The sequence below is a fragment of the Nocardioides sp. dk884 genome (assembly GCF_009557055.1).
Taxonomy (GTDB): Bacteria; Actinomycetota; Actinomycetes; order Propionibacteriales; family Nocardioidaceae; genus Nocardioides.
In genome coordinates this window covers 3,666,863-3,682,232 of the sequence record NZ_CP045649.1, presented here as the reverse complement: position 1 = coordinate 3,682,232, position 15,370 = coordinate 3,666,863, and the positions used below count along the sequence as shown (strand labels likewise).

At 73.7% G+C, this 15,370-nt stretch carries 13 protein-coding genes; 10 read left to right on the top strand and 3 right to left on the bottom strand.

Annotated features, from left to right (window positions below):
• Window positions 1–5: 5 nt before the first annotated feature.
• Entirely contained in the window at window positions 6–512 is a 507-nt protein-coding gene (gene ispF, locus GFH29_RS17570) for a 2-C-methyl-D-erythritol 2,4-cyclodiphosphate synthase (RefSeq protein ID WP_228387580.1), read from the bottom strand.
• A 32-nt stretch (window positions 513–544) separates the two neighbouring features.
• Between ispF and GFH29_RS17565 the strand changes: the two genes are divergently transcribed.
• Window positions 545–2,140: a molybdopterin-dependent oxidoreductase gene (locus GFH29_RS17565; RefSeq protein WP_153325057.1), complete on the top strand. Its 1,596-nt coding sequence runs from the start codon at window positions 545–547 to the stop codon at window positions 2,138–2,140.
• Between the two features lie 166 nt (window positions 2,141–2,306).
• Here GFH29_RS17565 and GFH29_RS17560 read toward each other — a convergent pair whose 3' ends face one another.
• Both GFH29_RS17560 and GFH29_RS17555 read right to left on the bottom strand, forming a co-directional pair.
• Window positions 2,307–3,401 (bottom strand): C39 family peptidase, encoded by a 1,095-nt coding sequence (locus GFH29_RS17560; protein ID WP_153325056.1) that lies wholly within the window; start codon window positions 3,399–3,401, stop codon window positions 2,307–2,309.
• Between the two features lie 38 nt (window positions 3,402–3,439).
• Window positions 3,440–3,634 (bottom strand): hypothetical protein, encoded by a 195-nt coding sequence (locus tag GFH29_RS17555; RefSeq protein WP_153325055.1) that lies wholly within the window; start codon window positions 3,632–3,634, stop codon window positions 3,440–3,442.
• A gap of 126 nt (window positions 3,635–3,760) precedes the next feature.
• Between GFH29_RS17555 and cysS the strand changes: the two genes are divergently transcribed.
• The 9 genes from cysS (at window position 3,761) to GFH29_RS17510 (ending at window position 15,295) form a co-directional block, all read left to right on the top strand.
• Window positions 3,761–5,155, top strand: coding sequence for a cysteine--tRNA ligase (cysS, locus tag GFH29_RS17550; protein WP_153325054.1), 1,395 nt, complete (start codon window positions 3,761–3,763; stop codon window positions 5,153–5,155).
• Window positions 5,155–6,120 carry a 23S rRNA (guanosine(2251)-2'-O)-methyltransferase RlmB gene (gene rlmB / locus GFH29_RS17545; protein ID WP_153325053.1) on the top strand — a complete coding sequence of 322 codons (966 nt, stop codon included), beginning with the start codon at window positions 5,155–5,157 and terminating at the stop codon, window positions 6,118–6,120. The genes cysS and rlmB overlap by 1 nt, the downstream gene beginning before the upstream one ends.
• Window positions 6,107–7,684 carry a metallophosphoesterase gene (locus GFH29_RS17540; protein ID WP_228387579.1) on the top strand — a complete coding sequence of 526 codons (1,578 nt, stop codon included), beginning with the start codon at window positions 6,107–6,109 and terminating at the stop codon, window positions 7,682–7,684. Before rlmB ends, GFH29_RS17540 begins: the two co-directional genes overlap by 14 nt.
• Window positions 7,685–7,805: 121 nt before the next feature.
• Entirely contained in the window at window positions 7,806–9,329 is a 1,524-nt protein-coding gene (locus GFH29_RS17535) for an ABC transporter substrate-binding protein (protein WP_153325052.1), read from the top strand.
• 112 nt (window positions 9,330–9,441) lie between these two features.
• Complete coding sequence (locus GFH29_RS17530) at window positions 9,442–11,433, top strand: ABC transporter permease subunit (RefSeq protein WP_153325051.1); 1,992 nt, start codon at window positions 9,442–9,444, stop codon at window positions 11,431–11,433.
• Entirely contained in the window at window positions 11,420–12,286 is an 867-nt protein-coding gene (locus tag GFH29_RS17525; protein WP_153325050.1) for an ABC transporter ATP-binding protein, read from the top strand. The genes GFH29_RS17530 and GFH29_RS17525 overlap by 14 nt, the downstream gene beginning before the upstream one ends.
• Window positions 12,283–12,990 carry an ABC transporter ATP-binding protein gene (locus tag GFH29_RS17520; protein WP_153325049.1) on the top strand — a complete coding sequence of 236 codons (708 nt, stop codon included), beginning with the start codon at window positions 12,283–12,285 and terminating at the stop codon, window positions 12,988–12,990. The genes GFH29_RS17525 and GFH29_RS17520 overlap by 4 nt, the downstream gene beginning before the upstream one ends.
• Window positions 12,987–14,726, top strand: coding sequence for a choice-of-anchor P family protein (locus GFH29_RS17515; RefSeq protein ID WP_153325048.1), 1,740 nt, complete (start codon window positions 12,987–12,989; stop codon window positions 14,724–14,726). The genes GFH29_RS17520 and GFH29_RS17515 overlap by 4 nt, the downstream gene beginning before the upstream one ends.
• Window positions 14,723–15,295, top strand: coding sequence for a hypothetical protein (locus GFH29_RS17510; protein ID WP_153325047.1), 573 nt, complete (start codon window positions 14,723–14,725; stop codon window positions 15,293–15,295). The genes GFH29_RS17515 and GFH29_RS17510 overlap by 4 nt, the downstream gene beginning before the upstream one ends.
• Window positions 15,296–15,370 lie beyond the last annotated feature (75 nt).

Here is a 15,370-nt window from a genome sequence, read left to right as displayed (position 1 = left end):
GGCGATCAGGGAGTCGCCATCACCAGTGCGGTCGCAATCGCGGCCACGCCCTCGCCGCGGCCGGTGAGCCCGAGCCCGTCGGTGGTGGTGGCGGACAGGCTGACCGGGGCGCCGACGGCGGCGGAGAGCGCGGCCTCGGCCTCCGCACGCCGCGCCCCGATCCGCGGGCGGTTGCCGATCACCTGCACCGCGACGTTGCCGACCGCGAAGCCGGCCGCGTGCACCCGGCGTACGGTCTCGGCGAGCAGGGCGGCCCCGGAGGCGCCGGCCCATTCGGGCTCGGAGGTGCCGAAGTTGGAGCCCAGGTCACCGAGGCCGGCCGCGGACAGCAGCGCGTCGCACGCCGCGTGTGCCGCGACGTCCGCGTCGGAGTGCCCGGCGAGGCCCTGGGCCTCCTCGGGCCAGGACAGGCCGCCGAGGTGCATCGCGACGCCGTCGACCAGACGGTGCACGTCGGTGCCGATGCCGGTGCGGAACGGGAACGGGCCGGGGGAGGAAGGGGCGTGGTCCACACCGCGATCATGCCGTGCGCCACAATCGCCCCGTGACGACATCCCGCACCTGGTCGATCGCCGGCATCGTCGCCGGCGTCGCCGGCCTGGCGACGAGCTACGCGGTGGCGATGGCGCTCACGATCCGCGACTCTCCCGTCGTCGCGGTCGCCGAGCGGGTGATCGTCTGGACGCCCGGCAAGGTCGCGGAGTACGCCGTGCGCTACCTCGGCGTGCACGACAAGACGGTGCTGTTGCTCGTCATCGTGCTGGTGCTCCTCGCGCTCTTCGCGTGGGCCGGCCGGCTGGCCGGTCGCACCTGGTGGGCGCCGGCCGTGCTGTTCACGGTGCTGGCCGGGCTCGGCGCCTGGGCGGTGCTGGCCCAGCACAACGCGACCACCGTCGACCTGGTGCCCGTCGCCACCGGCCTGGTGACCTGGCTGGTCTGCCTCTCGCTGCTCACCGACCCGCTGCGCCGCCGTGACCGCGCGGCCGCGGCGCTGTCCCAGCCGCACGAGGCGCCGGCCCGTGACCCGTTCGTGGTGCGGGGCGAGAGCGCCACTCCGGGGGAGGTGCACGACCACACCCGGCGTACCTTCCTGCTGCGCGCCGGCCTGATGGCGGCCGTCGCCGCGGTCCTCGGCACGGTCGGTCGCGGCATCGGGCGCGGGCGCCGCCACGTGGAGGAGACCCGGCGGCTGCTCAAGCTGCCCGGGGTCACGCTGCCGCAGGTGCCGCCCGGCGTGCGGGTGGACGTGCCGGGCGTGACGCCGTGGCACACCCCGACCGACGACTTCTACCTGATCCACACCGCGATCGCGGTCCCCACCATCGAGCCGGCCGACTGGACGCTACGCATCCACGGGATGGTCGACCGCGAGGTCGTGCTGACCTACAGCGACCTGATCGCCCGACGGACCACGGAGGCCTGGATCACGCTCAACTGCGTGTCCAACGAGGTCGGCGGCTCGCTCGTCGGCAACGCCTGGTGGAGCGGCGTACGGGTGGCGGACCTGCTGGCGGAGGCCGGCGTGCGCGACGGCGCCGACGCGGTGCTGCAGACCTCCGAGGACGGCTGGACCTGCGCCACGCCGATCGAGGCGCTCACCGACGAGCGCGACGCGCTCCTGGCGGTCGCGATGAACGGCAAGCCGCTGCCGTTGGAGCACGGCTTCCCGGTGCGCACGATCGTGCCCGGCCTCTACGGCTACGTCTCGGCGACCAAGTGGGTCGTGGACCTGGAGGTCACCCGCTTCGAGGACGTCGAGGCGTTCTGGACCACGCGCGGCTGGGCCGAGCGCGGGCCGGTGAAGATCGCCTCGCGCATCGACGTGCCGCGCAACGAGGAGGTGCCGCCGGGGCCGTTCCGCGTCGCGGGCGTCGCCTGGGCCCAGCACACCGGGATCGCGGCCGTCGAGATCGCTGTCGACGGCGGCGCCTGGCAGCCGACCACGCTCGCCGAGGTGCCCAACGTTGACACCTGGGTGCAGTGGACGACCACCCTCGACCTCGCGCCGGGGGAGCACACGCTGCGGGTGCGCGCGATCGACCGCGCCGGCGCCGTACAGACCGGCGTCGAGGCCGCTCCCGTCCCCAGCGGCGCGACCGGCTGGCACGAGGCCGGCGTCCGGGTGCTCGAGGAGGCCTGAGGCCCGTTCGCCGGGTCGGCCGGGAGTCGGGAGGCTGCGGGCTGCACGTATCTCCGCAATTGCTGGGAAAAACACCGGCCCGGGCCGCTGGTAGGTACTTTTCCCAGCAATTGCGCGATTACGCGCGCCGACCCCGCCCCCCCCCGTCAGCGACGGCGGGGAGTGCTCACCAGTTGCCCGGCGAGGGCGAGGGGAGCGGGTGGGCGGCGTCGCGGATCACGTAGGCCAGCCCGCCCGAGCGCGGCAGCCAGGCGTTCTCCAGCTGCCCGCGGTCATAGGTGCGGCGCACGCCGGCGCGGGTGCCGGCAGCGGGGTCGTTGACCACGACGTCGCCGGAGGCGGTGAAGCCGACCACGACCAGCAGGTGGCCGTTGGTCGCGGAGATCGGGGCGCCGGCGAGCTCGCCGCGCCCGAACGACACCGAGATCACCACCGGGATGCCGGCCAGGATGAACCGCTCCACCTGCAGCATCGAGGTCAGCCGGGTCACGAAGGCGTCCCCGGCCAGGCTCGCGGCGTACGCCGTGTTGAACGGCCAGTTGCCGGTGCCGCGGTAGGAGTGGTCATAGGTCATCCGCGCGGCGTGGTCCACCCACGGGTCGGTGTGCCCCGCCCCCACCCAGGAGTACGCCGCCGGGCGCGGCAACCGGCCGTAGTGGCCGAGCACCATCGAGGTCGAGGTGGGCGAGCACCACGCCTGCCCGCCGCCGCCCCACTGCGGGGAGTGCCCCTGGTGGGTCATCTGGGAGTAGCGCGGGACGTCGAGCACCACGCCGCGGGCCTTGCCGGGCGCGGAGGCGGTCACGGTGCCGCTGGGCAGCCGCGAGGACATCGCGCCGACCGAGACGAGCTTGGGCTTGGCGGCGGTTCCGGACTTGCGCAGCAGCGTGACGCGCAGCTGCCACGAGCGCAGCCCGGCGTCCTGGCGTGCCACCCAGGTGTCGACGTTGACCGAGGCCAGGTCGTCGTCCTGGGATCCGAGGGAGGTGCGCTTGAGGTGCTGGTCGTTCGCCGCCCAGCGGGCGAGCACGTCCCAGCTGGAGCGGGTGCCGTCGGGGGCCCGGCCGCGCACGCTGACCTCGACCAGGGACGCCGCGGGCGTGCGCGCCGACCACGAGGCGATCAGCTCGGAGTAGTCGAAGCCGGGCGCGGTCCACGGCGAGAGCCAGGTCCCCGCGTCGTACCGCGTGCCGCCCAGGCGCCGGGTGGCCGAGGGCTGCGACAGCACGACCCGGCCGCGGTGCACGGTGGTGCCGTGCATCGTGCCGCGGCCCAGCTCGGCCGGGGTGGCCCAGCGGGTCAGGTCGACCCGCCGGGCCGCGTTGCGCCCGCTGGAGCCGCGTTGCTCCCCGGAGCCGCGCTGCGCGCCGCCGGAGCCTCGGCGGAGGCGGCGGCCACGGAGGCGCCGTCGGCCGCGGAGGCGGACGGGGCGGGCGCGAGCGCGGGGAGGGTGATCAGGCCGGTGACCAGGGCGGCGGCGAGGGGAAGGCGCACCCGGCCACGATACGACGGCTCGTCACTCCTGTCCCACGTGTCACACCAGTCAGTCGGACCGGGCCCACGGGGCGCAGGCGGCGCACGGATGCGGGCTCGGGGGAGCCGCCTCCCTAGACTGGCCCGGTGACATTCAGGCTCTACGACAGCGCGACCCGCGAAGTCCGTGACTTCGTCCCCCTCGAGGAGGGGAAGGCGGGTCTCTACGTCTGCGGTCTCACCGTGCAGTCCGAGCCGCACGTCGGGCACGTGCGCTCGGGCGTCAACTTCGACGTCCTGCAGCGCTGGCTGCGCCGCCTCGGCTACGAGGTCACCTTCATCCGCAACGTCACCGACATCGACGACAAGATCCTGGCGAAGTCGGCCGAGCAGGGCCGCCCCTGGTACAACCTCGCCTACGACATGCAGCGCCAGCTCAGCGCCGCCTACGCCGCGCTCAACGTCGCCGCGCCGACCTACGAGCCGCTGGCCACCGGGCACGTCCCGGAGATGGTCGAGCTGATCGAGCTGCTCATCGAGCGCGGCCACGCCTACGCGGCCGAGGACGGCTCCAGCGACGTCTACTTCGACGTGCGCAGCTGGCCCGAGTACGGCGCGCTGACCCGCCAGGGCGTCGACGACATGGAGCCGGCCGGCGATGCCGACCCGCGCGGCAAGCGCGACCCCCGCGACTTCGCCCTGTGGAAGGGCCGCAAGGACTCCGAGCCCGAGACCGCCTCCTGGCCCAGCCCCTGGGGCCGTGGCCGCCCGGGCTGGCACATCGAGTGCTCCGCGATGGCCGGCAAGTACCTCGGCAGCGCCTTCGACATCCACGGCGGCGGCGTCGACCTGCGCTTCCCCCACCACGAGAACGAGCTCGCCCAGTCCCGCGCGGCCGGCCAGCACTTCGCGTCGTACTGGATGCACAACGCCTGGATCACCACCGCCGGCGAGAAGATGAGCAAGTCGCTGGGCAACAGCCTCACCATCCCCGCGGTGCTGCAGCGCTTCCGCGGCATCGAGCTGCGCTACTACCTCGTCGCCGCGCACTACCGCAGCCACGTGGAGTTCAGCTTCGAGGCGCTGGAGGAGGCCGCGTCCGGCTTCCGCCGCGTCGAGGGGTTCCTCGAGCGGATGCCCGACACCGAGAGCGGCTCCGTGCCCGACGCGTTCGCCGCGGCGATGAACGACGACCTCGGCACCCCCGCGGCCGTCGCGACGCTGCACGACGCGGTCCGCGAGGGCAACCGGCTGCTCGGCTCCGGCGACGAGGCCGGCGCGCGCGCGAAGGCCGCCGAGGTCCGCGCGATGCTCGCCGTGCTCGGGCTCGACCCCGCGGACCCCGCCTGGGGCGCCCCCGCGGGCCAGGACGACCAGCTCACCCACGCCGTCGACGTCCTCGTCGCCGGCCTTCTCGAGCAGCGGGCCCAGGCCCGCGCGGCGAAGGACTTCGCCGCCGCCGACGCGATCCGGGACCGGATCAAGGCGGCCGGCGTCGAGGTCACCGACACACCCGACGGACCGAAGTGGAGCCTCGCCTGATGGCAGGGAACAGCAAGCGCAAGGGCGCGATCCGCAAGACCAGCAAGGGCCCGACCGTGGGCTCCGGTGGTCGCGTGCGCCGAGGCCTGGAGGGGAAGGGGCCGACGCCGAAGGCGAAGGACCGGCCCTACCACAAGGCCCACAAGGACGCGAAGCGCGCCGAGCGCTCCGGCGGCCAGGGCGGCCGTCCGCGCCGCAAGTCCTCCGGTGACGCCGAGTGGATCGTCGGGCGCAACCCCGTCGTCGAGGCGCTGCGCGAGGGCGTCCCGGTCATCGGCGTGTACGTCGCCGAGGGCGCCGAGCGCGACGCGCGCCTGCGCGAGATCTTCCGCCTCGCCGCCGAGCGCGGCGTCGCGCTGCTCGAGGTCGCGCGCTCCGAGCTCGACAAGATCACCAGCGTCGCGGTCCACCAGGGCATCTCCGCGAAGGTTCCGGCCTTCGAGTACGCCCACGCCGACGACCTGCTCGACCTCGCGGCCGAGAACGTCGAGAAGCCGCTGATCGTGATGCTCGACCACGTCACCGACCCCCGCAACCTCGGCGCGGTCATCCGCTCCGCCGCCGGTTTCGGTGCCCACGGCGTCGTCATCCCCGACCGCCGTTCGGCCAGCATGACCGCCGCCGCCTGGAAGACCAGCGCGGGCGCCGCGGCCCGGATCCCGGTCGCCCAGACCGTCAACCTGGTGCGCCAGATCAAGGCCTACCAGGAGGCGGGCTGCATGGTCGTCGGCCTGGCCGCCGACGGCGACATCACGCTGCGCGAGCTCGTCGCCCCCGACGGCCTCGCCGAGGGTCCGCTCGTCGTGGTGGTCGGCTCCGAGGGCGAGGGGCTCTCGCGCCTGGTCGCGGAGACCTGCGACCAGCTGGTCTCGATCCCGATGGCCAACTCCCTGGAGTCGCTCAACGCCGGTGTCGCTGCGAGCGTCACCCTCTACGCCGTCGCCGAGGCGCGTGCCACACGCTGACCTGACCGCTCCGGGCACCGCTGCGGAGCAGGGCACGCCGGGCGGCAACGCCCGGCGGCGCCCGCGACCGCTCGTGGTCGCGGCGTACGTCGCGGTGTGGCTGGTGCTCGCGCTCGCGCTCGCGCTGGCGCAGTTCCTCGGCAGCTCGAAGGCGGTCTCGGTCGCCAGCCACGACGCGGTGCTGACCCCGGACTTCTCCGGTGAGGTGGTGCTGCTGACCGGCCCGGTCCTGCCCGACCTGCGCCTGGACTCCGGCAGCCCCATCGGGATGGAGCTGCGGCTGGGCAAGACCGACGCCGCCTCCACCGACGCGCTCTTCGAGCGCTACGGCTACCTCGCCAGCCAGCCCGAGGGCGTGCGCGCCCGCCTGACCTCCACGGTCGTCGACCTGGCCGTCGACTCGGCGGTGCGCGGCGCCCTGCTCGCGGCGATCCCGATCGGGGTGTGGCTGCTGGTGGGCCCGCGGCGGCGCCGCGAGCTGCTGCGCCGGGTGCCGACCTGGCAGGGCGCGGTGGCGATGGGTGCCACCGGCGCCCTCGTGCTGGGGTTGTGGACGCCGTGGCAGGACGACGGCCCGGTCGAGGACACCGACCAGTGGATGACGCTGGGCACCTTCCTCGGCTCCCAGGTGCCGGTCCCCGCGGAGGCGGCCAGCCTGGAGGTGCGCGGTGACGTGACCACCGTCCAGACCCGCCGGCTGCTGGAGAGCGCCGTCGAGACCTATGAGAAGAGCAAGGCCTTCTACGCCGCCGCGGAGGAGGCCGCCGCCGACCTCGACCTGCGCGAGCCCGACGCGGAGGAGACGGTGGCGCTGCTGGTCGCGGACCGCCACGACAACATCGGCATGGACGCGGTGGCCCGCGCCGTGGGCGACGCGGCCGGCGCGACGGCTGTCCTCAACGCCGGTGACGACACCTCGACCGGGGCGGAGTGGGAGGGCTTCTCGCTGGACTCCCTGAGCGCCGCCTTCGACGAGAAGCCCTACGACGACCAGCGCTTCGGCGTCGCCGGCAACCACGACCACGGCGACTTCGTCCGCGACCGGTTGGTCTCCGACGGCTGGCAGATGCTCGACGGCGAGGTCGTCGAGGGCCCGGGCGACTCCACCATGCTCGGGGTCGACGACCCGCGCTCCAGCGGGTTGGGCAGCTGGCGCGAGGAGAGCGGGCTCAGCTTCGAGGAGGTCGCCTCCCGTCTGGCCGACACCGCCTGCGAGGCCGTCGAGGACGGCGAGCCGATCGGCACGATGCTGGTGCACGACGCGAACCTCGGCGACGAGGCGCTGCGGCGCGGCTGCGTCGACCTCGTGGTCGGCGGCCACCTGCACGTCGACGTCGGGCCCGAGCGCGTGGTCGGCGAGAACGGCGCGGTCGGCTACAGCTACACCACCGGCACCACCGGCGGGGCGGCGTACGCCGTCGCGATCGGCTCGAAGATCCGCCGACCGGCCCAGATCAGCCTGATCACCTACCGCGACGGGCGCCCGGTCGGGATCCAGCTCGTCGAGCTGCAGACCAACGGCCGCTTCGACGTGGCGCCGTACGTCGAGCTCGAGCGCGACTGACCCCGCCTCCACCCCTCGTCGCACGACAGCCCGGGCGGGCTTTGCACGTGGCGGCCGTCACCTTTGCCGCGGGACCTCGTTCAAGAACTGGTGCCTGTTCTAGTTCTTGGTGGAGGATCCCGTGGCTCGTCTCGCTCGCCCCGCACCCGGCCGACGTCGCTCACGGCGTGCTGCGGTCCCGGTGGCGGCCGCTGCGGCGGCGCTCTGCCTGGTCCTGGCGGCCTGCGGCTCCCAGCTCGAGCCCGAGACCGTGCTCGGCAGCGCCGGCTCCGCGGGGCAGGGGGCAGGCGCGGTGGACGAGAACGGCCAGCCGCTGGCCGAGGGAGCGGCTCCCGGCGGCTCTGGGCCGGGCGGGCCCGGCGGATCGGGCGCTCCCGGCGCCACCGGTGACCCCGGCAGCGGCTCGGCGCCCGGCGCCGCTGGTGCGGGCGGCGGGAGCGGCGACGCCGGCGGGGGCGGTGGCACCAAGGGCGACGGCGAGAACGCCCCCACCGGGCAGGTCAAGGCCGGCAGCTGCACCGGGTTCAAGAACCAGACCGGCATCACCGCCGACACCATCGTCATCGGCAACGCCGCCGACGTCTCGGGCCCGGTGCCCGGGCTCTTCGAGGCCAGCCAGGACGCGGTGCGCGCCTACGTCGCCTACTTCAACGCCACCACCGACCTGTGCGGACGCAAGCTGGAGCTGAAGACCTACGACAGCCGCAGCGACGCCGGCGCCAACCAGACCGCCTACACCGACGCCTGCGACACGACGTTCGCGATGATCGGCTCGATGTCGGCCTTCGACTCCGGCGGCTCCAGCACCGCCCAGCAGTGCGGGCTTCCCGACATCCGCTCCGCGGCGGTGAGCGCCGACCGCGCCGGGTGCACCACCTGCTTCGGCGCGCAGTCCACCAGCGCCACCGAGTTCCAGAACGCCGTGCCCGACTACGTCGTGCGCAACCACGCGGGCGCCGCCAAGAAGGCCGCGATGCTCTACGTCAACGCCGGCGCCTCGAGCGAGAACGCCAAGTACCAGGCCGCCGCGATGGGCAAGCAGGGCATGAGCTTCGTCTACGTGCAGGGCCTCGACGTCGCGGAGTTCAACTACGCGCCGTACGTGCAGGCCATGAAGGACAAGGGCGTGGAGTACGTGCAGATGATCGGCGCCAGCGCGCAGTTCGTGCGGATGGCGCAGGCGATGAAGCAGCAGGGCTTCGAGCCCGAGGTCTTCATGCTCGACCCCACCGCCTACACGAAGGAGTACGTCGGGGGCGGCAGCGACGTCGAGGGCACGAAGCTGTTCATCAACTTCACGCCGTTCGAGGAGCAGGCCAAGAACAAGGAGCTCCAGCTCTACCTGAGCTGGCTCAACCAGGTGAAGCCCGGCGCCCAGCCGAGCTTCTTCGGGCTCTACTCCTGGTCGGCCGCGCGGCTGTTCGTCGAGCGCTCCACCGCGCTCGGCGGCAAGCTCAGCCGCGCCACGCTGGTCGCCGACCTCAAGGGCGTCGCCAAGTGGGACGCCAACGGCCTGCACGCGCCCCAGAACGTCGGGGCCAAGCGCACCGGGGACTGCTGGCGGTTCCTGGAGCTCAAGGGCGGTCGCTGGGTGCCCTCCGGGGGCACGGCGTACTCCTGCAAGGGCACCACCAAGGTCGGCTGATCGCGATGACCGCGCCCGCTGCCGGCCCCGGCCCGCGTCACCTCCGGTGCCACGCGTCGTTGCCCCTCCTACCTGTCCCCGTCCACCGCCAGTCCGCCGAGGAGGTCCGCGCATGAGCACGTTCCTGGCCTTCACGGTCTTCGGTCTCTTCAGCGGCGCGGCGTACGCCATCGCGGCGAGCGGGCTGGTGCTGACCTACACGACCACCCGGGTCTTCAACATCGCCCACGGCGCCCTCGGCATGGTGATGTCGTTCCTGTTCTGGGACTTCAGCGTGCGCCAGGGGATGCCGGTGTGGCTGGCCCTGGTGCTGGTGCTGCTCGTGGTCGCCCCGGCGATCGGCTGGTTCCTCCAGCGCTTCGTGTGCCGCGGGCTGGGGGAGGGCCCGGTGAGCGTCTCGCTGGTGGTGACGGTGGGGCTGCTGGTCGGCTGCATCGGGCTGGCCACCCAGGTCTGGAAGCCCGAGGCGCGCAGCGTGATGCCGTTCCTGCCCGACACCCGGGTGGAGCTGGGCTCCGTCACCGTCACCGGGCACCAGCTGATCACGATCCTGCTCTCGGCGATCGTGGCCGCCGGGCTGTTCCTGCTGCTCAGCCGCACCCGCATCGGCACCGCGATGCGCGCCTCGGTGGACAACCCCGAGCTGCTCAAGCTGTTCGGCGGCCGCCCCGACACCGCAGCCGCGCTGTCCTGGGCGATCGGCACGTCGCTGGCCGCGCTCGCCGGCGTGCTGCTGGTCTCCCAGGTCGGCCTGGACTACTACGCGCTGACCCTGCTGGTCATCAACGCCTACGCCGCCGCGATGTTCGGGCGGCTCAAGAGCCTGCCGATGACGTTCGTGGGCGCGATGGTGCTGGGCCTGTCCACGTCGTACGCCTCGGGCTACCTGCCGACCGAGGGCATCTTCAACAGCGTCCGCAACGTGATGCCGGCGCTGTTCTTGTTCGCGGTGATCGTGGCGCTGCCGCAGGCCCAGCTGCGCATCGGCCAGGTCAAGGGCAGCGTGGCCGCCCCGGTGCCGTCGCTGCCCAAGGCGCTGGCCTGGGGCGGCGTGCTGCTCGGCGTCGTCGCGCTGCTGTCCGGATCGCTGTCGAGCGCCCACCTGCTGCTGCTCGGCACCGCCGCGACCTACGCGATGATCATGCTCTCGCTGGTGCTGCTGACCGGGTACGGCGGCCACGTCTCGCTGGCCCAGCTCTCCTTCGCCGGGGTCGGGGCGCTGGCCTACGCCAAGCTCGACGAGCCGTCGCTCTACGGCCTCGCGCTGGCCTCGCTGATCGCCGCCGGCGTCGGCGCGCTGGTCGCGCTGCCGGTGCTGCGGCTGACCGGGCTCTACCTCGCGCTCGCCACCATGGCCTTCGGCGTGATCATGGACAAGCTGGTCTTCCAGCACGAGTCGGCCTTCGGGTTCAACGGCACCCTGCCGGCCGGGCGGATGTCGTTCTTCGGCACCGCGGTGAGCTCCACCGGCGGCTACGTGATGCTGATGGCCGTCTTCTTCGTGCTGATGGCGCTGTTCCTGCTCGGCCTGCGCCGCGGCCCGCTCGGGCGGGTGCTGATCGCGATGCGCGACAGCCCGGCCGCCTGCGGGACCCTCGGGCTGGACATGCGGTGGTTCCGGGTCGGGCTGTTCGCGCTGTCGGCCGGGATGGCCGGGATGGCTGGCGCGCTGTTCGCCGGGCTGCGCGAGACGATCGGCGCGGCGGACTTCCAGTTCTTCAACAGCCTGCCGCTGCTCCTGCTCGCGGTGGTCTTCGGCGTCACCACCGTCACCGGCGCCACGCTCGGCGGCATCGGGCTGATGCTGATGCCGGTCCTGCAGAGCGACTACCCCGAGCTGTCCGGGCTGGTCTTCGTGGTGATCGGCTTCGGCGCGGTCGCGCTGGGCCGGGACCCGAACGGCCTGGCCAACCTGCTCTTCCAGGGCGGTCACCTCGCGCGGACCCGGCTGCTGCCGCGGCTGCGCGCGCGGCTCCCGGTGCTGCCCGAGCGGGGCATCGGCCCGCCCGGCGCCGCGTCGTACGACGGGGGCGCGGACGCGCCCGCCCCGCAGCAGCCCCAGCAGCCCGAGCAGGAGGAGGTGCGGGTCCATGCCGCTCCTTGAGGTCGACGACGTCGTCGTGCAGTTCGGTGGGGTCACCGCGGTGAACCACGCCTCGTTCGAGGCCCACGCGGGCCGGATCACCGGCCTGATCGGTCCCAACGGCGCCGGCAAGACCACGTGCTTCAACGTGATCAGCGGGCTGCAGAAGCCCACCCGGGGCCAGGTCCGCTTCGAGGGCCGCTCGGTGACCCGGCTCCCGGTGAACCGCCGGGCCCGTCGCGGGATGGGCCGCACCTTCCAGCGCCTGGAGGCGTTCGGGTCGCTGACCGTGCGCGAGAACGTGCGGGTGGCCTTCGACATCCACCGCGGCGTCCTGGGGATGCTGCGCCCGGTGGCCACCGACGTCGACGCGCTGCTCGAGCGGGTCGGCATCGCCGCCTACGCCCACGAGCGCGCCGACTCCATCCCCACCGGCACCGCGCGGCTGCTCGAGCTGGCCCGCTGCCTGGCCGGGGAGCCGGCCCTGCTGCTGCTCGACGAGCCGTCCTCCGGCCTCGACGAGTCCGAGACCGACGCGTTCGGGGACCTGCTCGCCGAGCTCGCCCGCGAGGGCCGCGCGGTCCTCATGGTCGAGCACGACATGGACCTGGTGATGTCGGTGTGCGACGACATCCACGTCCTCGACTTCGGCTCGGTGATCGCCTCCGGCGCACCGAGCGACATCCGCCGCGACGCCGCCGTGCAGAAGGCCTACCTGGGCTACTCCGACGGCGACGACGACGGCCCACGAACAGGTGCGGGTCACGTCGGCCGTGGGGGTGTCGACGTGACCCGTGCCGCTCTCGCCCCGGCCGAGGCGGACGCCACCGACGCCACGATGGTGCTGCCCGCGGTCAGGGAGCCGATCCGATGAGCGTGCCGATCCTCGAGGTCCTCGACCTGCACGCCGCCTACGGCCGCATCGAGGTGCTGCGCGGCGTCGACCTGACCGTGCCGAAGGGCGCGGTGATGGCGCTGCTCGGTCCCAACGGCGCCGGCAAGTCGACGCTGGTCAAGGTGATCTCCGGGCAGAAGCAGGCCACCGGCGGCGACATCCACCTCGCCGGTGTGCACGTCAGCGGCGCCGACTCCGCCGAGCTCGCCCGGGTCGGGCTGTGCACGGTGCCCGAGGGCCGCTCGGTCTTCCCCAACCTCACCGTGCAGGAGAACCTCGTGCTGATGTCGTACGCCGGGGTCCCGGCCGGCGCGGTCCTGGAGACGGCGTTCTCCTACTTCCCGCGGCTCGCCGAGCGCCGCCACCAGCTCGCCGGCACCATGTCGGGCGGGGAGCAGCAGATGCTCGCGATGTCGCGCGCGCTGGCCTCCGACCCCGCGCTGCTGCTCCTCGACGAGCTGTCGATGGGCCTGGCCCCGCTGATCGTCGACGAGCTCTACGACACCGTGGCCCAGATCGCGGAGAGCGGGGTCTCGATCCTGTGCATCGAGCAGTTCGCCCGCACCGCGCTCCGGGTCTCCGACTACGCAGCCGTGATGATCGGCGGCCGCATCGTCGCCACCGGCGAACCCGCCGAGATCCTCGAGACCATGGACGACGTCATCCTCGGAGGTGTCGCATGACCCCCAGATCACACCGACGCTCACGGCGGGCCCGACTGGTCGCCCCGCTGCTCGCCGCCGGTCTCCTGGCCGCCGGGCTGCCCCTGGCCGCCCCGGCCACGGCGAGCGAGGAGGGCGCTCCGAGCGAGAGCGACGGTGACGGCTCGGCCCCGGACTCCGCTGGGGGGACGGAGTCCGGGTCCGGCACGGACGGCGCCTTCAGCGGCTACAACATGTCCGGCTGGGCGGCGCCGATCCGCCTGGAGGTCTACGAGCCGGTGCTGCCGATCCCGGCGGACCCGCAGCTGGAGGTCATGCTCGGGTACAGCAAGGTGCTCGCCGACTCCACCAGCGGCAAGGGCCGGGCCAGCTACCTGTGGCCGGGCGACCCGCTGGGGGAGGGGCTCAAGACGTTCCTGGAGCAGCTCGGCTTCCCGCAGGCCGGCGTCGACGCGCTGGCCGGCAACGGCTACCCGGTGCAGGTGAACTCCGGCTTCCCCTCGGGGCCGGACACCCAGCGCCAGGAGCCGATCCCGGGCGCGGTCATGCGGACCACCGCGAAGGACGGCTCGGTCGTCGCGAAGGCCGGGTTCTCCACCGACTGCGACGTGGAGAAGGGCGACCGTGACCTGTTGGGCGGCCTGCTCGACGGCAGCCTGCTCACCGGCCTCACCGGCGGCCTGCTCGGCGGGGCAGCCGCCCCGCCCGGCGCGGCGCCGGGGGCGGAGATCGAGGAGGAGGCCTGCCCGATCCCCGCCGCGATCGCGGCGCTGGTCGACGTCGACGGGTACGTCGCGCTGACCCGCTCCTCGGTGAGCGGCGGCAAGGCCTCGCTGGTCTCGAAGGCGGCCCTGGGGGAGGTCAAGATCCTCGGTGGCCTGCTCACGCTGTCCGGCATCACCGCGGACGCCTCGGCACTCAGCGACGGCACGAAGGGACGGGCCGAGGGCGCGGCGAGCTTCGGCACCCTGGAGGTGCTCGGCCAGCGGTTCAGCATCGGTCCGGAGGGCGTGGAGGCCGCGGGCCAGCAGTTCCAGATCCCCGGCCTCGGCACCGACCCGGCCCGGGCCCTGAAGAGCCTCGGCATCACCGTCACGCTGCCGAAGGGCAAGCGGACGGTGAAGGGCGACCAGGCGACCACCACCGTGTCCGCGCTCCAGATCGAGGTCGACACCGCGGTCCTCAGCCCGCTGCTCAAGCAGCTCAGGGGCCCGATCGATGAGCTCATCAAGAGCATCCCGTTCCCCGAGGAGGCGGCGATCGTGAAGAGCCTGCTCTCCTCGGTCCCCGACCTCGCGCCGCGGCTGGTGCTGACCCTGGGCACCGCGACCGCCACCGTCGACACCGTGCAGGGCATCGAGCCGCCGGCCGTCGAGCCGCCGAGCGAGCCGACCGAGCCCGGGCCGGACACCGGCACCGAGCCGGGCGGCGACGCGGCGGTGCCGCCGGGCGGCGACACCGGCGCCGGCAGCGACCCCGCGGCACCCGCGCCCGGCGGCGACGTACCCCCGCCGGCGGGGGCGGCGGGGGTGACGCCGCGCCCGGCGGAGAGATGCCGGCGGCCGCACCGGTCGCCGCGGGCCTGCCCGCGCTGTTCTCGATCCCCGGGATGCTCCTGCTCGGCGGACTCGCCCTGGCCGGCGTCGCCGGCTCCTACCTCCGCAAGATCGGCGCGCTCGCCCTCGGGAGCGGGGCGGCCTGCACGCACGGCCTCGACAGCGGCCTGCCCGACCTCCGAAAGGCCTGATCCGCGATGACCACGATGCAGCCCGCCGCCGACTCCCGGCACACCGGCACGCTCCCCGCCCACCTGCCCCGCGCCGGCGGGCGGGGCGCCCAGGCCGGCTCGGGAGCGGCGCCGCTGAAGAACAACCACTACCAGCTGCTCCAGCTCGTGCTGTTCTGGGCGGGCGCGATCCTGCTGCCGCTGGGCCTGGTCGTGATCGTGCTGGGCTGGTACGGCGCCGCGAACACGCCGTACCAGTACGACCAGCTCTCCTACCTCGTCTCCGGCGGCCTGCTCGGGCTCGGGCTGACCTTCTGCGGCGGGTTCCTCTACTTCGGCGCCTGGCTGGCCCGGATCGCCGACGACGGGCGGGAGTCCTCCAAGCGGCTGGCCGACACCCTGCTGGTGCTCGCCGACGTCACCTCCCGATCGGCGGCCCTCAACGACCAGGGCGTCGACGTCTCGGCGCTGCCGGTCACCGCGGGCGACGGCACCACCATCCACCGCCGCGACTGCGCGCTGATCGCCCACCGCGACGACCTGCACCCGGTCGGCGAGGACAACGCCCACCTCACCCCCTGCCGCGTCTGCCGCCCCTGACCCCCTCTTTCGCCGAGTCGGCGCCAATGGCGCGCCGAGTCGGCGCCAATGGCGCGCCGAGTCGGCGCCAATGGC